At 54.2% G+C, this 12,783-nt stretch carries 10 protein-coding genes and 5 tRNA genes; 7 read left to right on the forward strand and 8 right to left on the reverse strand.

Going from position 1 to position 12,783, the window contains the following annotated elements; genetic code table 11:
* Positions 1-21: 21 nt before the first annotated feature.
* From Q4491_RS14990 to orn, 6 genes are all read right to left on the reverse strand, one after another.
* Positions 22-98: transfer RNA gene (locus Q4491_RS14990), tRNA-Met, on the reverse strand.
* A gap of 58 nt (positions 99-156) precedes the next feature.
* A tRNA-Gly gene (locus Q4491_RS14995) sits at positions 157-232 on the reverse strand.
* Between the two features lie 41 nt (positions 233-273).
* A tRNA-Met gene (locus Q4491_RS15000) sits at positions 274-350 on the reverse strand.
* Between the two features lie 58 nt (positions 351-408).
* A tRNA-Gly gene (locus tag Q4491_RS15005) sits at positions 409-484 on the reverse strand.
* A gap of 40 nt (positions 485-524) precedes the next feature.
* A tRNA-Met gene (locus Q4491_RS15010) sits at positions 525-601 on the reverse strand.
* Between the two features lie 130 nt (positions 602-731).
* The gene (orn, locus tag Q4491_RS15015; protein WP_218387438.1) at positions 732-1,277 is read right to left on the reverse strand and encodes an oligoribonuclease; all 546 of its coding nucleotides are present in this window, start codon (positions 1,275-1,277) and stop codon (positions 732-734) included.
* Positions 1,278-1,357: 80 nt separating this feature from the next.
* On the opposite strand from orn, the gene rsgA reads away from it, so the two are divergent.
* From rsgA to Q4491_RS15040, 5 genes are all read left to right on the forward strand, one after another.
* Positions 1,358-2,410 carry a small ribosomal subunit biogenesis GTPase RsgA gene (gene rsgA, locus Q4491_RS15020; protein ID WP_192017342.1) on the forward strand — a complete coding sequence of 351 codons (1,053 nt, stop codon included), beginning with the start codon at positions 1,358-1,360 and terminating at the stop codon, positions 2,408-2,410.
* Between the two features lie 152 nt (positions 2,411-2,562).
* Positions 2,563-3,465, forward strand: coding sequence for an archaetidylserine decarboxylase (asd, locus tag Q4491_RS15025; protein WP_192017341.1), 903 nt, complete (start codon positions 2,563-2,565; stop codon positions 3,463-3,465).
* A gap of 135 nt (positions 3,466-3,600) precedes the next feature.
* Positions 3,601-5,016: a DASS family sodium-coupled anion symporter gene (locus Q4491_RS15030; protein ID WP_303458543.1), complete on the forward strand. Its 1,416-nt coding sequence runs from the start codon at positions 3,601-3,603 to the stop codon at positions 5,014-5,016.
* A 174-nt stretch (positions 5,017-5,190) separates the two neighbouring features.
* Positions 5,191-7,074, forward strand: a complete 1,884-nt coding sequence (locus tag Q4491_RS15035; RefSeq protein ID WP_192017339.1) for a methyl-accepting chemotaxis protein — start codon at positions 5,191-5,193, stop codon at positions 7,072-7,074.
* 151 nt (positions 7,075-7,225) lie between these two features.
* On the forward strand, positions 7,226-8,113 hold the full coding sequence (locus tag Q4491_RS15040) for a DMT family transporter (protein WP_303458546.1): 888 nt from the start codon (positions 7,226-7,228) through the stop codon (positions 8,111-8,113).
* Positions 8,114-8,136: 23 nt separating this feature from the next.
* On the opposite strand, the gene epmA is transcribed toward Q4491_RS15040, so the two are convergent.
* Positions 8,137-9,108, reverse strand: coding sequence for an elongation factor P--(R)-beta-lysine ligase (gene epmA, locus Q4491_RS15045; RefSeq protein WP_218386571.1), 972 nt, complete (start codon positions 9,106-9,108; stop codon positions 8,137-8,139).
* A 102-nt stretch (positions 9,109-9,210) separates the two neighbouring features.
* Positions 9,211-9,777, reverse strand: coding sequence for an elongation factor P (gene efp, locus Q4491_RS15050; RefSeq protein ID WP_027254071.1), 567 nt, complete (start codon positions 9,775-9,777; stop codon positions 9,211-9,213).
* Between the two features lie 33 nt (positions 9,778-9,810).
* On the opposite strand from efp, the gene epmB reads away from it, so the two are divergent.
* Together epmB and Q4491_RS15060 are read left to right on the forward strand one after the other, a co-directional pair.
* Positions 9,811-10,833 carry an EF-P beta-lysylation protein EpmB gene (epmB, locus tag Q4491_RS15055; RefSeq protein ID WP_192017337.1) on the forward strand — a complete coding sequence of 341 codons (1,023 nt, stop codon included), beginning with the start codon at positions 9,811-9,813 and terminating at the stop codon, positions 10,831-10,833.
* 300 nt (positions 10,834-11,133) lie between these two features.
* A complete protein-coding gene (locus Q4491_RS15060; RefSeq protein WP_192017336.1) occupies positions 11,134-12,762 on the forward strand; it encodes a methyl-accepting chemotaxis protein in 1,629 nt (542 codons plus the stop codon).
* Positions 12,763-12,783 lie beyond the last annotated feature (21 nt).

Raw genomic sequence — 12,783 nt, forward strand, 5'->3', positions numbered from 1 at the left:
ACCAAACCATCTTTAAATTTTTGGTTGCGGGGGCTGGATTTGAACCAACGACCTTCGGGTTATGAGCCCGACGAGCTACCAAGCTGCTCCACCCCGCGTCCGTATTGTTTCACCGTCAGGTACGATGACAACCGCTTTTCTTCAAGCAAAGAAAGCTGGAGCGACACACGAGGTTCGAACTCGTGACCTCAACCTTGGCAAGGTTGCGCTCTACCAACTGAGCTAGTGTCGCATTTCGATAATCTGGTATTAACCAAACCATCTTTAAATTTTTGGTTGCGGGGGCTGGATTTGAACCAACGACCTTCGGGTTATGAGCCCGACGAGCTACCAAGCTGCTCCACCCCGCGTCCGTATTGTTTCACCGTCAGGTACGATGACAACCGCTTTTCTTCAAGCAAAGAAAGCTGGAGCGACACACGAGGTTCGAACTCGTGACCTCAACCTTGGCAAGGTTGCGCTCTACCAACTGAGCTAGTGTCGCATTTCGATAATCTGGCATTAACCAAACCATCTTTAAATTTTGGTTGCGGGGGCTGGATTTGAACCAACGACCTTCGGGTTATGAGCCCGACGAGCTACCAAGCTGCTCCACCCCGCGTCCGAAAACACTGAAAAGCAAACTGAAACATTATTGCCTTTCGAGGCTGCGCATTATACGAGGAAAACAGGCGGATGCAATAGTTCTGAGTAAAAATCTCCGCCGCCCTGCTCAACCGTTCATTAAAGCATCAAATTTTAAAAATATGCTCACGATAGAAACGCAGTTCAGCTATGGATTCGCGAATATCATCCAGCGCCAGGTGACTGCCCTGCTTATGGAAGTCATTCAGCAGCTCAGGCTTCCAGCGACGGGTCAGCTCCTTCAGAGTACTGACATCCAGGTACCTGTAATGAAAGTATTGTTCTAATTCCGGCATGTGCCTATAAAGGAAACGGCGATCCTGACCTATGCTGTTACCACAAATAGGCGATGCGCCCTTGGGCACCCATTGTTCGAGAAATGCGATGGTCTGACGAACCGCTTCCTGTTCATTAACCTGGCTTTGCTGCACCCGGGCGACCAGGCCACTGTGGGTATGTGTATTGGTACACCAGTCATCCATCTTGTCCAGTTCGGCTTGGGGTTGATGAATTGCCAGTACCGGTCCCTCTGCCAGAATGTTGAGCTGGGCATCGGTCACTATGGTCGCAATTTCAATGATTTTGTGTGTATCGGGATCCAGACCTGTCATTTCCAGATCGATCCAAATCAGGTTCTGATCGCTGATTGTCATTGGAATTTGCCTATTTGATGACTAAAGCATGTATCATACTTAGCCTGAAATGAAAGCCAACCAAACAGAACGATATTCTTGTGGCAAAAAAGAAAAAGTTAACTAAAGGTCAGAGCCGACGTGTCCGCTCTAACCAAAATAAGCGCCTGACTAAGGGCATGGAAGATATCCAGTGGGATGAAGCCCTGCTGGAGAATGCCCGTGAAGGCTTGGTGATCACCCGATTCGGCCAGCATGCCGATATTGAAGATCCGGAAACAGGGACCATTCACCGCTGTAACCTGCGTCGCAGTATTCAGAGCCTGGTGTCCGGAGATCGCGTTGTCTGGCGGCCCGGAGTTGAAGCCCTGCAGGGCATCGCCGGTGTAGTAGAAGCGGTCCATGAGCGAACATCGATGCTGACCCGCCCGGATTACTACGATGGGGTTAAGCCGGTGGCAGCGAATGTTAACCGCATCATCATCGTCTCTTCCGTACTGCCTGAGCTGTCACTGAACATTATCGACCGCTATCTGGTAGCTGCCGAGACAGTTGAAATCGAGCCACTCATTGTACTGAACAAAGTCGATTTGCTCGATGACGGCACCCGTCAGCAGGTCGAGCGCACCCTGTCGCTGTACAAAGCGATCGGCTATGAGGTGCGTTACGTCAGCACCATGACAGGGGAAGGGTTAGCGGCACTGAAAGCGGATCTGAAAGATCACGTCAACATCTTTGCCGGTCAGTCCGGGGTGGGGAAATCCAGCCTGGTCAATGCCCTGATGCCGGAAGTGGATGCAGAGATCGGCGATGTGTCGGAGAACTCGGGACTGGGCCAGCACACCACCACAGCTGCACGTCTGTACCACTTTGCTGAAGGCGGCGATCTGATAGATTCTCCCGGTGTTCGGGAGTTCGGACTGTGGCACCTGGAACCGGAGCAAGTGACTAACGCTTTTGTCGAGTTTCGACGTTACCTGGGCGGCTGTAAATTCCGCGACTGTAAGCACAAAGACGATCCGGGCTGCCTGCTGCGGCAAGCACTCGACGAGGGCAAAATCAGCCAGGCGCGTTTCGACAGTTACCACAAGATCATTGAAAGCATGTCGGAAAACGTGGCTAACCGTCAGTTTTCCCGAAATAAGCAAAATTAAGCGGGCCTGCGTCATCAACTGCGAACTGGCTCCCTCTTCGTGTGCGCTCACCTGACTTCATATCTGAAATCAGGTAGAATCCGCGACCCGGGTCAGCGCTATTGATGGCGAAGAACCAAGTTATTGATTTATAGAACAATCGGAATCTTATTGTGAGCGATAATCTGAAAATTGGCCTGCAATACTGCGCGCCCAAACATGCCCTGACCCGCCTGGCCGGCAAACTTGCCGACCTGAAAGGTGGCTTTGTCACCACGGCGGTGATCCGTTGGTTTATCAACCGCTACAAAGTGGATATGGCAGAAGCCCGTAACGAAGATCCCGCGTCTTACGCCACTTTCAACGATTTCTTCGTGCGCGAACTCAAAGACGATGCCCGTCCGCTGAACGACGAGGCAGAGGTGTTCTGTCACCCGGCAGATGCCTGTGTCAGTCAGTTGGGGCCGATTGAAAAAGGCCAGCTGATTCAGGCCAAGGGTCATTACTACGACGCAGTTGAACTGCTGGGCGGCGACCAGGCGCTGGCAGAAGAATTTGCTGACGGGAGTTTCGCCACTCTGTATCTGTCTCCGCGAGATTATCACCGCGTACACATGCCATGTGACGGCACCCTGCGTCAGATGATTTATGTTCCGGGCGATCTGTTCTCGGTCAACCCGCTGACCGCTGAAAATGTGCCAAACCTGTTTGCCCGTAATGAGCGCGTGGTCTGTATCTTTGATACAGAATTCGGCCCGGTTGCTCAAGTACTGGTGGGGGCCACAATCGTTGGCAGCATCGAAACTGTATGGTCTGGCACTATTACACCGCCGCGCGGCCCCGTTGTCCGTCGCTGGGATTACCCGGCCGACGGCGAGCAGGCTGTCACCCTGAAAAAAGGCCAGGAAATGGGCCGTTTCAAACTGGGGTCAACCGTCATCAACCTGTTCCCGAAAGAGATGGTGACCTTTGCCGACAACCTGGCGCCGAATGTGGCTACCCGTATGGGTGAGGCCTACGCCCGACTGACTGCACAGCCAGTAACAGAGCCGATGGCAGACAACAGCGACACTTAACCGCACCGCTAACGCGATTGACAGAAAAGGGACGAATTCGTCCCTTTTTTGATGCGTATTTTGATCTCACCCGCCATATGCATCTCATTGAGAGTGCTATGCTGTCCGTGCCCTTTTTGATACAGAGCACCGGACATGCGGGAAATATCGCTACTGCTGAAATTACTGATTGCCTTCGGCCTGCCCTTTGCCCTGCTGCAGATCCCGACACCCTCACTACCGCTGGGTGAGCTGACGCTGATGCAGCACAGGTTACTGGCCATTTTCGTGATGGCCGCATTGCTCTGGGTATTAGAGCCGGTGCCTGTCTATGCGACGTCCCTGCTGATCATAGTGCTGCAACTTGTCATGCTCTCCGATCAGAGCCTGCTGGTTTTCCGTCAGCCGGCAGACACCACCCCGCTGGGCGCTGTCATTGCCTATACCGACATTTTCCACGCTTTTGCTTCGCCTATCATCATGCTGTTTCTCGGTGGCTTTGCCCTGGCGATTGCCGCCGCCAAGTACCGGCTGGACACCAATCTGGCGCGTGTGCTGTTAAAACCCTTTGGCTCGCAGCCACGCTACATCATGCTGGGGCTGATGCTTATCACTGCAGTCTTTTCTATGTTTATGTCCAATACTGCCACCACTGTCATGATGCTGGCGTTGCTGGTCCCTATCCTGGCAGCAGTCCCCAAAGAAGACAGCAGTATTAAAGCACTGGTACTGGCGATACCGGTTGCCGCCAACACAGGCGGTATTGCCACCCCAATTGGCACGCCGCCCAATGCCATTGCCTTACAGTACCTGAGCGATGATCACAGCATCAGTTTTCTCGGCTGGATGGCGTTTGGTCTGCCGTTTGTTTTAGTACAGCTTGCGCTGGCATGGTGGCTGCTGCAGCGGCTTTTTCCTACCCGGCATCACACGCTGGATTTACGGCTTGAAGGGCAGTTTCAGCGCTGCTGGCAGGCCTGGGTGGTCTACCTGACGTTCGGGCTGACCATTGTGCTCTGGCTGACAACGGCCTGGCACGGAATGAATGCCTATGTTGTCGCCCTGCTCCCCCTGACAGTGTTCGCGCTGACAGGCATTATCGGCAAAGAAGAGCTGAAACTCTTTAACTGGGATGTGCTGTGGCTGGTAGCCGGCGGGATAGCCATTGGCATGGCACTCGACCAGACCGGACTGGCCGGACAGCTGGCCCACGCAATTGACTACGCCAGCCTGCCGACCCTGCTGATTCTGATCCTGCTCTCGGTATTGTGCTGGCTGATGGCCAATTTTATGTCCAATACGGCGACTGCCAACCTGCTGATGCCCATCGGGGCCGCGATTGCCACTTCGGTCCCCGCCCTGGCCGGGGCGGGAGGATTGACTGCCATGCTGATCATGCTGGCCTTCTCTGCTTCGTTAGGCATGGTGCTTCCCGTTTCAACCCCGCCCAATTCACTGGCCTACTCCACAGGCCTGATTGATAGTCGCGATATGATGAAAGTGGGGGTACTGGTCGGTCTCAGCGGCCTGTCGGTACTGTATCTGGCAGCATTAATGGCTTTATCAATGTAACTCGATCCGATGGAAGCATAATTTTGGCACCATGATCACATCCTAACAATGGACTGCGCAATTAAGCATTAAGCAAACATAAGATTCGCTGATAATTCCGAGTGACTCACTATTTACTTCTGCCCACGCTTTTAACAGCAAAAGAAAGTCAGGGAACGAACTCGGGATTGCAGTATGAAATTCACGATAAAAATGAAAATCCAGGTGGCCATTGCAGCCATCATAGCCACAGTCAGTGCTATCCAGGCTGGCATTTCAGTCACCCAGCTTCGCACCGAAACCACCAACGAAGTCAATGCCCAGATGCGTGCCGCCGGCGGGGCCACCAGCGATTACATTGCCGACTGGCTGGGTGCCCGCCGCGATATGCTATTAGCCAACCTGCCGCTGATTGCAGCCGATAACAATATCGACAGAGAGCTGCTGCTGACCAAACGCGCCGGGGATTTTTTGTCTGTCTATGCCGGTTTCAGCGACGGCAGCATTGCCTATGGCGATAAAACGGAAGACTGGCCCGCTGACTATGATCCCCGTACCCGCCCCTGGTACCAGGACGCGAGTAAGTCCAGCCAGCTGATTCTGACCGAACCCTATCAGGATTTTGATGGCAGCCTGGTGGTCAGCTTCGCACGTTCATTCAGCGGCGAACGTCGCGGTGTACTGGCCGCAGATCTCACCGTCACCCACATTGTCGACAAAATCCTCAGCCTGACGCTGGACAACGCAGGCAGCGCTTTTCTGATTGACGGCAACAATACGCTGGTCGCATATCAGGATACTTCGCTGAGTCGTAAGCCATTAACCCAACTAGATAATGATCTCTCCTCTGGCTTTATCCGCAATGTTACCGGCAGCCAGCAGGTCGCAGAGTTTCATTTTGATCAAGAAGGGAAAGACAAACTGATCTTTGTCTCGCCGATTGCCGGTACTGGCTGGTCGGTGGGAATCATCGAGGATAAAGATCTGGCGTATGCAGCCATAGGGAAAACTCTGTCCTTCACCCTGATGGCCTCAGTGCTCTTGTATCTTGTCATTGCCCTGCTGGCTGGCTGGATCATTAACAGCCTGCTGCGCCCGCTCAGTGATCTTAATCGCTCGGTGCATGCGCTGACCCAAGGCAACGGCGATCTGACCCAGCGCATTGCCATCCAGCGCATGGATGAAGTCGGCGAGCTGGCAGAGAACATGAATCTGTTCCTCAGCCAGCTGCAACAGATGATCAAAGGCATAGTCTCCCGCTCACACACTCTGGGCGAACAGGCCGAACAGTCGTTTCACCAGGCTCGTCAGGCCTCGGAACGGGTCAACGGCCAGCAGAATGAGATCAACCAGATCGCCACGGCCATCCATGAAATGTCGGCCACTGCTGCCGAAGTGGCAAGCCATGCCGAGCTGACTGCCTCCGCGGCCCAGTCTTCCACCGGCGCTTGCACGCAGGGACAAAGTGTCATCAGTCAAAACCGCGAGGCCATTGTTTCGCTGGCCAATCAGGTGCAGGATGCAGCCCGGGTGATTCAGACTCTGGAAGCCAATGCGCAGGACATCAATCATATTCTGGCAACCATTCAGGGCATTGCAGAACAAACCAACCTGCTGGCACTGAATGCCGCGATTGAAGCCGCCCGTGCCGGTGAACAGGGCCGTGGTTTTGCCGTGGTGGCCGACGAAGTGCGCGTGCTGAGTCAGCGCACCCATGACTCGACCGAAGAGATCCGGGCCATGATAGACACGCTGCAAGGCAATACCCGCCAGGCAGTCGACAGCATGGGCGCCAGTACAGAGCTGGCGGGGCAAAGTGTCGATTACGCCCAGGCCGCCAGTGACAGCCTGAGCCAGATCACCCAGTCCATCGCAGAGATTTCTGATATGGCCACCCAAATTGCCAGCGCGGCAGAGGAGCAGCGTGCGGTAAGTGAAGATATCAGCCGCAATACTCAAGCGATTCGCGATGTGTCGGATCACCTGGCTACCCAGACGCAAGACGTCAGCCAAAGCGCTCAGGGTATGAATCAGGCGGCCAAAGCAATGCGCGACGACGTCTCACGCTTTAAGATTTAACCCCGCTCATCCCCGCACGGTCAGCCCGGTCCGGCTGGCCGTGCTCGCCGTTGCCATCATCCGCCGATACCATTTTCCGCCGCTTTGCTGCATGATATGCGACCACTCCGCATAACAAACTGCCTTGCAGTGTTTTCGAATAAGGATATCCATGGGTTACGAATGGCTGGCGCTGGCCGCCGCTTTGTTGTGGGCCATCAGCAGTTTAATCTCCGTCACACCTTCGCGCCATCTCGGCGCCTTTGCCTACAGCCGCTGGCGCATGGCTTGCGTTACTGTGATGCTGTCCGCCATGGCGCTCGTTAATGGTGGCTGGGCCAGTATGACTCTGGATCTGGCGTTGGTGATGGCACTGTCAGGGCTGATTGGTATTTTTATCGGTGATACCGCGCTGTTTGCCTGCTTCAACCGGATTGGTCCGCGCCGGGGCGGCCTGCTGTTTTCCTGCCATGCCGTCTTCTCTGCACTGCTCGGCATCTGGCTGTTCGATGAGACCCTACTGGGCTGGAAGCTGGCCGGGGCGCTGTTGGTGTTTGCCGGTGTGGTGACGGCCATTCTATTCGGCCAGAAAAGCCAGAAGCATCAGATAGAAGCCATCACCGGCAGTTTAGCTATCGCGGTGGTGCTGGGCTTGACGGCGGCACTGTGTCAGTCGCTGGGCGCGATTATCGCTAAACCCGCAATGCAGACCACGCTGGACCCAGTGGCCGCTTCGGCGATGCGCATGGCAACGGCATTGGCTGCCCACAGTGTGCTGCGCCTCAGTGGCGCCAGCATTGCCAAACCCCTGCAGCCGATCAATCTGCCGATCCTAGGTATGGTTGCCCTCAATGGTTTTCTGGCCATGGCCGTCGGGATGACGCTGATTCTGTTTGCCCTGCAGCACGGTGATGTGGGTATGGTGGCGCTGTTATCTTCCACCACCCCTATCATGATTTTGCCGCTGCTGTGGATCTACACCCGGCACCGACCGCCCGGCGCCGCCTGGCTGGGCGCACTGCTGGCGGTGATCGGCACCGGTTTGATACTCAGTGACTGACGACATGCGCACAGTCCTCTTTCTCAGGCGATAGTGACCGGAAAAGCGGTCACTGCCGCTATGTGCGCCTGCCCCAGTGCCAGCATCACCAGGCGATCAATCCCCAGCGCCACGCCGGCACAATCGGGAAAGCCGGCCTTGAGCGCGGCAACCAGGTGCTGATCGATCGGCTGCGCCGGCAGACCCATTGTCAGCCGCTTGGCGTTATCGGCTTCAAAACGGGATAACTGCTCATCGCCGTCGGACAGCTCGTGAAAGCCGTTGGCCAGCTCAATGCCTTTAAAGTACACCTCAAAACGTTCAGCAACACGGCTATCAGACGGGCTGATCCGCGCCAGTGCTGCTTGCGAGGCTGGAAAATCATACACAAAGGCCGGCACCTGCTGGCCGATCACCGGCTCCACGCCCATGCTGAACATCAGTTGCAACAGGGTGTCTCTGTCGGTTTCATCAGCCGCCACATCACCGAGATTCAGCACCAGAGCCGCACGTTTCAGCTCGTCCATTGAGGCGCTGAGGGGACAGACATTCAACACCTGTAAAAAAGCCTGCTGATAGCTCATGCGCTCGGCAGCAGTACACTGCAGCACAAGTTGCAGCAGGGCATCCATTTCATCCATCAGCACATGGTGGTCAAACCCGGGGCGGTACCACTCCAGCATAGTAAATTCCGGGTTATGGTAACGGCCGGATTCTTCGTTGCGAAAAGCCTTACAGATTTGGTAGATAGGCCCGCTGCCCGCCGATAACAATCGCTTCATGTGAAATTCAGGGCTGGTCATCAGATAGAGCGTCTGGCCGTGGGCAAAACCGGGACCGACAAATTCCGTCTGAAAGGTATGCAGGTGAATGTCGGTGACTGTGGCCTGGCTCATGGCCGGGGTATCCACCTCCATTACACCGCGATGTGCGAAAAATTCACGCACAGACGCCAGAATTGCGGCCCGCTGGCGCAGGTTCGCCAGATCAGCTGTGGGTTGCCATTGCATTGTCATAGGAGAGTCTTTTTCATCTGAGTCGAAAGTGGTGAAGACAAAACGGGGCATGAAAACAACAAAGGCCGCATAATGCGGCCCTTGTCTGCTCACACGAAGAAATTACTTCACGCGGCTGACGTATTCCGCAGAGCGGGTGTCAACTTTGAGCACTTCACCGATCTGAATGAACAGCGGCACGCGAACCACAGCACCGGTAGACAGAGTAGCAGGTTTGCCGCCTGTACCCTGAGTATCGCCTTTCAGGCCCGGATCCGTCTCAACCACTTCCAATTCCACAAAGTTAGGTGGCGTGACGGCAATCGGGTTACCGTTCCACAGTGTCAGCGTACAGGTGTTGTTTTCTACCAGCCATTTCGCATTATCGCCCACAGCCTTCACATCAGCAGCGATTTGCTCAAAGGTTTCATTGTTCATGAAGTGATAGAATTCACCGTCGTTGTACAGGTAATCCAGTTCAATATCGACAACGTCTGCAGCTTCTACAGAATCACCCGATTTGAAGGTTTTTTCCAGTACCTTGCCAGATAGCAGTTTGCGGATTTTAACCCGGTTAAACGCCTGGCCTTTACCAGGCTTCACAAATTCGTTTTCGATAATGACACAGGGTTCATTATCGAGCATAATTTTCATTCCGCCGCGGAATTCATTAGTGCTGAAAGACGCCATTTTTTTCCTCTTAACATCTTCGAGTTATTTTTCATGCCGCACATCATAACCCGAAACGTCGCTACTGTTGAGCAAAACTGGCTCGAACAATTAGCTGATGCGATCTCGGATCCGCTTGAACTGCTTCACCGGCTGGATATCGACCCTGCCCCCTGGCAAAACGGGCTAGCAGCCAGAAAGCTGTTTGCGCAGCGTGTACCAAGAAGCTTTGTTGACAGAATGGAAATGGGCAACCCGCATGACCCCTTATTACGCCAGGTTTTGCCGCTGGCCGAAGAATTTGAGGTCCACGAGGGCTTTTCGCACGATCCGCTGGAAGAACAGAATAATACCCTGCCCGGCCTGCTGCACAAATACCGCAACCGGGTACTGCTGATCGTCAAAGGCGGCTGTGCCATTAACTGCCGCTACTGCTTTCGCCGCCATTTCCCCTATCAGGACAATCCGGGCAGCAAACGCCAGTGGCAGCAGGCACTCGATTACATTGCCGCTCACCCTGAGCTGAATGAAGTGATTCTGTCGGGCGGCGATCCGCTGATGGCTAAAGACAGTGAACTGCGCTGGTTAGTGGAAGGCATTGCCGCCATCGGGCATATCAAACGGCTGCGGATCCATACCCGCCTGCCTGTGGTGATCCCGGCCCGGATAACACCCGAGTTGCGCCTGTTACTGCAACAAACCCGGCTCCAGGTCGTTCTGGTCACCCATATCAACCACGGCAATGAAATTAACCACGAGCTGAGAGCGGCACTGGCACCGCTGCGCGACGCCGGCGTCACTTTGCTCAATCAGGGCGTGTTATTGCGGGGGGTCAACGACTCGGTTGACGCCCTGGTCAACCTGAGCGAAGCCTTGTTTGATGCCGGGATCCTGCCTTATTACCTGCACGTGCTGGATAAAGTACAGGGCGCTGCTCATTTCATGGTAAGCGATGATGAAGCCCGGGTGTTAATAGCCGGGCTGATAGCAAAGGTGTCCGGTTATTTAGTCCCCAAACTGACCCGAGAGATTGGCGGACGTACCAGCAAAACTCCGCTGGATCTGCATTTGGAATAACGCCCGATACCGGCTTTGTGATGTGGTGCCATCCGGCTCCCCGTCAGTCTTCACCGGTGATGACCCACAAGTCCCTGCTTAGCCAGGGACGCACCCCGCCGAAAAAGTACAACCTTTTCTTCACATCACGATCAATAGCACATACAACTGAAAAATATTAATCATACAAAACAAAAACAAATAAAATTAATCACTTATTAGCGTTTGAAAGTGTTAATAATGTCATTAGACTGGCCGCCGAATACTCTCGTATTGCATATTTTTGTGATTCATATCACTCACTAGCATTCGGAAAAAGTCATGACTGCCAATTGGAATCTTAAAACCAAGCTTTCGATGCTGTTCACAGCCATCGCGCTTATTATCATCGCGGCTCTGTCTGCGATTTCTTATCACACCCTGGTCAATTCAGCGATGAGCAGTATTGATACAGAACTGAACACTGCTGCTCAGGCCGTGGAACAGCTCATCGGCGATCTGCCCAATGAGGAAGCCGGCCGTGATGATGCCCTGTATGACGACATTTCAGCCCATCTGACCCACTTTACCCAAGGCGCTAAGCTGGAATGGGCCTACTCAACCGTGCGTCGCGGCGGCCAGGTGTACTACACCTATATCAACCGGGATGAGAATGAGTGGAAAAGCGGCCGCTATAAGAACTGGTACCTGGAGCAATACCTGAAAGTGCCGGAAATGCTGTACGAAGCCTTCCGTACCGAGCAAACCCAATATCAGAGTTATCAGGGCGAATACGGCATGTACCGCTCTATCTTTGTGCCTTTTCGCGGCGATAAAGGTGATCTCCATGTCATCGGCATAGATGTCAAACTGACAGACATCGAAGAAGTCAAAACCGAAGCGCTGAAGAAAACCTTTATAATAGCGGCCGTGTTCCTGGTACTGACAGTGATAGCGGCACGCATGATTGCCAACCTGATCGTCACCCCGGTCAATGGCCTCAATCAGGTGCTGCGTTCACTGGCAAACGGCAACTGGGATCTGAACCAGCGTGTGACCGTCCGCAGCCAGGATGAAATCGGCGAAATGTCCGATTCCTTCAATATCTTTATGGCCGCCTTGCGCCAGCGGATGCTGGAAGTGCAGCAATCGTCCGACAGTGTGGCAGCCACCAGCGCCCAGCTCGACACCCTGATCCGCGCCGTGACAGATCGCTCAATGACCCAGTCAGAACATGTCGGCAGCAGTGCCACCGCCATTGAAGAGCTGGCGGCCAGCGCACAGAGCATCACTGAGATTGTTGATAATGCTAACCAGCAAATGGGCCAGTTCGAACTGCTGACCCAAAATACCGTTGAAGCCATTGATAACGCAGTACGTGGTATGCAGTCTGTCCAGCTGGAAACCAATACTGTGGCTGACAAACTGCAGCAACTCGACAACCGAGCCAGTGAAATCAACTCCATTGTCGAAGTCATTAAAGATATCGCCGATCAAACCAACCTGCTGGCACTCAATGCGGCCATTGAAGCCGCACGTGCCGGTGCGCAGGGCCGCGGCTTTGCCGTTGTCGCCGATGAAGTCCGTCAGTTGTCAGAGCGTACCGCCAAAGCGACGGTAGAGATCAGTACTATGATCCGCTCGATTCAGACCGACACCAGCGATACCACGCAAACCATGCAGCACGCCGTCGATCGGGTCGACAACAGTGTGCAGCATGCCGATCAAGCCAACGCATCCCTCAGTTCCTTTAACCAGGAAATCTCAGCGGTCAGTTCCGGCATGGAAGAAATCGCCGGTTCGGTCAAGGAGCAGGCTCACGCCTCAGATCATCTGTCTCGCAATGTCGCTTCCCTGAGTGACAGCGCGGAAGAAAACCGCCTGTCCACCCTGGAAGCCCAGCAGGGGGTTGATGAACTGAAACGCCGCGCCAATGCGCTGCATCAGATCGTCAGTCAATTCACCCTGTAACCTGTAATAACAACAGAGACT

The sequence above is a fragment of the Photobacterium sp. 2_MG-2023 genome, from assembly GCF_030547675.1.
Lineage (GTDB): Bacteria > Pseudomonadota > Gammaproteobacteria > Enterobacterales > Vibrionaceae > Photobacterium > Photobacterium arenosum.

Bases quoted from the DNA above. Each gene is read 5' to 3' on its own strand.
- Q4491_RS15030 (WP_303458543.1), top strand. From the start codon at position 3,601: ATGCGGGAAATATCGCTACTGCTGAAATTACTGATTGCCTTCGGCCTG.
- epmB (WP_192017337.1), top strand. From the start codon at position 9,811: ATGCCGCACATCATAACCCGAAACGTCGCTACTGTTGAGCAAAACTGG.
- Q4491_RS15060 (WP_192017336.1), top strand. From the start codon at position 11,134: ATGACTGCCAATTGGAATCTTAAAACCAAGCTTTCGATGCTGTTCACA.
- epmA (WP_218386571.1), bottom strand. From the start codon at position 9,108: ATGACAATGCAATGGCAACCCACAGCTGATCTGGCGAACCTGCGCCAG.
- Q4491_RS15035 (WP_192017339.1), top strand. From the start codon at position 5,191: ATGAAATTCACGATAAAAATGAAAATCCAGGTGGCCATTGCAGCCATC.
- efp (WP_027254071.1), bottom strand. From the start codon at position 9,777: ATGGCGTCTTTCAGCACTAATGAATTCCGCGGCGGAATGAAAATTATG.
- orn (WP_218387438.1), bottom strand. From the start codon at position 1,277: ATGACAATCAGCGATCAGAACCTGATTTGGATCGATCTGGAAATGACA.
- Q4491_RS15040 (WP_303458546.1), top strand. From the start codon at position 7,226: ATGGGTTACGAATGGCTGGCGCTGGCCGCCGCTTTGTTGTGGGCCATC.